Annotated in this window: 5 protein-coding genes; 2 read left to right on the forward strand and 3 right to left on the reverse strand. The window is 70.7% G+C overall.

Annotated features, from left to right (window positions below; genetic code table 11):
* Both AB0J09_RS59750 and AB0J09_RS59755 read right to left on the reverse strand, forming a co-directional pair.
* Positions 1 to 304: DUF58 domain-containing protein (locus tag AB0J09_RS59750; protein ID WP_360712514.1), on the reverse strand; the 304-nt coding region annotated here is incomplete at its 3' end.
* Positions 305 to 329: 25 nt separating this feature from the next.
* Positions 330 to 1,331: an AAA family ATPase gene (locus AB0J09_RS59755; protein WP_360712516.1), complete on the reverse strand. Its 1,002-nt coding sequence runs from the start codon at positions 1,329 to 1,331 to the stop codon at positions 330 to 332.
* A gap of 55 nt (positions 1,332 to 1,386) precedes the next feature.
* Between AB0J09_RS59755 and AB0J09_RS59760 the strand changes: the two genes are divergently transcribed.
* Together AB0J09_RS59760 and AB0J09_RS59765 are read left to right on the forward strand one after the other, a co-directional pair.
* Complete coding sequence (locus AB0J09_RS59760) at positions 1,387 to 2,163, forward strand: hypothetical protein (RefSeq protein WP_360712519.1); 777 nt, start codon at positions 1,387 to 1,389, stop codon at positions 2,161 to 2,163.
* A 45-nt stretch (positions 2,164 to 2,208) separates the two neighbouring features.
* Entirely contained in the window at positions 2,209 to 3,072 is an 864-nt protein-coding gene (locus AB0J09_RS59765) for a DUF2268 domain-containing putative Zn-dependent protease (RefSeq protein ID WP_360712522.1), read from the forward strand.
* A gap of 153 nt (positions 3,073 to 3,225) precedes the next feature.
* On the opposite strand, the gene AB0J09_RS59770 is transcribed toward AB0J09_RS59765, so the two are convergent.
* A partial coding sequence (locus AB0J09_RS59770; RefSeq protein WP_360712525.1) for a helix-turn-helix transcriptional regulator occupies positions 3,226 to 3,506 on the reverse strand: 281 nt, incomplete at its 5' end.

Genomic DNA, 3,506 nt, shown 5'->3' on the forward strand with positions numbered 1-3,506 from the left:
CGTTCTGGTCGCGCTTGTCGGTGTCGGCGGTGCCGAAGTCCATGCTGGGCGACAGGTCGGCCAGCGCCCAGGTCTCCAGCTCGCGGTCGGCGATCAGGTCGCGTACGTGGGGAACGGTGGTGCGGGCGGTGACGTTCCAGTCCATGCGGCGCACGTCGTCCTCGCCGGGCACGTAGACGCGGCTGTCACCGGCCTCGCTGCCCGGCCCCGGCAGCAGCCCCTGGTGGGCGCCGTGCAGCAGCCCGTCCAGCCGCCGGGTGACAGTGAGTTCCAGCCGCCGCAGTGCCTGTTCCGCTGTGCTCATTGGTCGCTCACCGGCTCCTCAGTGCTCAACGGTTCTGATTCCAGACGACGAGGGGCGGGGGAACGGCGTGCAGGATCTGCCTGACGACCTGCTCGGGATCGACCCCGTCGGCCAGGGCGTCGAAGGTGAGCATCAGCCGGTGCGACATGACGTCCACGGCCACGTCGCGTACGTCGTCGGGCAGCAGGTAGTCGCGGCCGCGCAGCAGGGCCAGCGCCCGACCGGCCGCGACCAGGCCCAGGGTGGCCCGCGGGCTGACGCCGATCTCGATGGTCTCGGTGAGGTCGGCCAGGCCGTACTCGGCGGGGTTGCGGGTGGACATGACCAGCCGTACCACGTAGTCGGCGACGAGCTGGTGCACCGAGATCTGCTCGGCCGCCTCCTGCAGGCTCAGCAGCTTGCCCGGGTCGAGCACCCGTTCGGGGACCGGCGGGGTGACGCTCATCCGGTGGAGGATCTCCAGCTCCTCGTGGGCGCTGGGGTGCGGCACCCGTACGCGGAACAGGAAGCGGTCGCGCTGCACCTCGGGCAGGGGGTAGACGCCCTCGGACTCGATCGGGTTCTGGGTGGCGAGCACGATGAACGGCTTGGGCAGCGGGTGGGTGACGCCGGCGAGGGTGACCTGCCGCTCGGCCATGACCTCCAGCAGCGCGGACTGGACCTTGGCGGGGGCACGGTTGATCTCGTCGGCCAGCAGGAAGTTGACGAACACGGGGCCGAGTTCGACGTCGAACTTCTCGTTGGAGGGGTGGTAGACGCGGGTGCCGACGATGTCGCTCGGCACCAAGTCGGGGGTGAACTGGATCCGGGCGAACGTGCCGCCCACGACAGTGGCCAGGGTGGAGGCGGCGAGGGTCTTGGCGACGCCTGGGACGCCTTCAAGCAGGCAGTGCCCGCGGGCCAGCAGGGCCACGATGAGCCTTTCGACCATGTGGTCCTGGCCGACGATGACACGCCGGACCTCGTCGAGACTTTGACGCAGCAGCGCCACGTCGTTTCCGCCTGGCAACTCTTCGGCGACGCTCATGACGCCATTCCACCAAACGCGCCGCAAACGTGCACGACGCCACGTCTGTGCTTTCATGGCAAACGTGGCAAGTCCCCTGCAGTACGGCGATCCGCCTCGGCTGGGTCCATACGTGGTCCAGGCCCGCTTGCACGCGGCTCCGGCCGGTTTCGTGTACCTGGGCCAGGGACCGGACGGGCGCGCGGTCTCCCTGGCCGTGCTGACCAGAGGGGCCGCGTTCGACGCGGCGGCGCGCGAGAGGTTCGTGACCGCGGCCAAGGAGGCCAGGGGCGAGCGGTCCGGAATGCGCGGCTGGTTCGTGCGCCCCGGACGGTCGCGGGGCGCGGTGCTGGACGGTACACCCGAGGTGCTCGACCTGAACGACGGGCACGCGCCTTGGGTGGCGGTGCCGTACGTGCCGGGCCGGCCGGGGGCGGAACGTTTCCTGGAGCCGGTCATGGTGGGCGGGACGCTCATCGGGCAGGCCCACGGGCCCGACTTCGTGCCGTACTGGTTGACCGACCGCGCGCCCGCCCTGCCCGGGCCGTCGCGGCGGCGCAGGCCGCTGACCGAGACCCGCAAGCGGGTGCTGATGGCCGCGCTCGCGCTGGTGCTGCTGGTGCTGCTGGTGACGGCGATCCTGCTGCTGCTCCTGCTGGGCAGGCGCGACAGCGAGCCGCAGCCCAGGCAGCTGCCGCCGACGGTGTTCGTCCCGACGCCGCCGCCGACGCCGGCGAGCCCCGAGCCGCGGCCCTCGCCGTCTCAGTCTCCGTCGCCATCGCCGTCGCAGAGCGGCCAGATCACGCCCGGGCCGACGCCAGGGGACGACGCGGGAGAAGGAGGTCCGCTCTGAAATCGATTTGAGCCTCACGTTACGTGAGGCTTTAGCGTCCGCGGCATGGAATTCATCGTTCACGACACGCTCACGGCCATGGCCGCCCTGCTTCAGGAACCGCTCGAACGGCGGCCCGGCGCGCTGCGGGAGATGCTGACGCCGATGCGCCAGGCGATCCCGATGCCCGGCGACATCGTCGACATCCACCACCAGGGTGGCGGCTTCCGCGTCGACGCCGACGACCCGCGCTACCTGGCCGCCGTCCAGCGCATGATCGACGCCGACGTGCTCGGCCAGGTGCGCCGGGAGCTGGGCCGCGCCTCCGAGCTGCTCCACGATGCCAAGCAGGTCGAATCGCTGCAGGTCATGTTTGTAGTGGGCGATCCGGATAACGAGCACCTGATGAAGGTGGCCGGCGGCTACTACGGCATGGGCGGCGCCCCCGGCTGGCTCTACCTGCTGGCCTGGCCCTCGGACGAGGTGATCGGCCGCATCGCGCACCTCGCGGTGCACGAGTTCCACCACAACGTCCGCTACACCAACGTCGAGTGGAACCCGGTGACGGTGACCGTGGGCGAGCACGTGGTCGCCGAGGGTCTGGCCGAGGCCTTCGTACGGGAGCTGTCGGGTCCCGAGGCGATGGGGCCGTGGTCGTCGATGGTGACCGGGGAGGCGTACGAGACGGCATACGAGCGGATCATGGCGGATTTCGAGCTGGCCGGGATGCGGAACACACCCGCGTACGTGCTGGGGGACAGCGCGATGCGGAGCTTCGGGCAGGAGCCTCGCGGCATTCCCGACATGGCGGGATACGCGGTGGGGTTGCGGCTCGTCGACCAGGCGCTGGCCGCAACAGGGCTGACCGCCACCGAGGCCACCCTGCTGCCCGCCTCCGAGCTCCTGCGCCGCGCCGGCCTCCGGCCGTGACCCCTGGCCCTGCCGGGTTCCCCGCCACCCCACCTCAGGGGATCCCTTTCCCTCAGCTCCGGCCTCAGCGGGGCCCTTCTCCTCCCCTCCCGAAGGGCCCCAGCCCCGGACGGCGGGAAGATAGTCAACCCGCCGATCGGGGATACGGGGGTCTCAGCCGGGAGAGACGAAGCCGGACTCGTAGGCGGCGATCACGGCCTGGGTGCGGTCGCGGGCGCCCAGCTTGGCCAGCACGTTGCCGACGTGCGTCTTGACCGTCTCCTGGCTGACGACCAACTCGGCGGCGATCTCGTTGTTGGACAGGCCCTTCGTCATCAGGCGCAGCACATCGCCCTCGCGTCCGGTCAGCCTGTCGATCCCGGGCACCCGCGCCGAGCTCTGGGTGTTCACGTAGAACGCCACCACGTCTGCCTTGCCGTCCTTGACCAGGTGAA

It is taken from the genome of Nonomuraea sp. NPDC049784, assembly GCF_040659615.1.
Lineage (GTDB): Bacteria > Actinomycetota > Actinomycetes > Streptosporangiales > Streptosporangiaceae > Nonomuraea.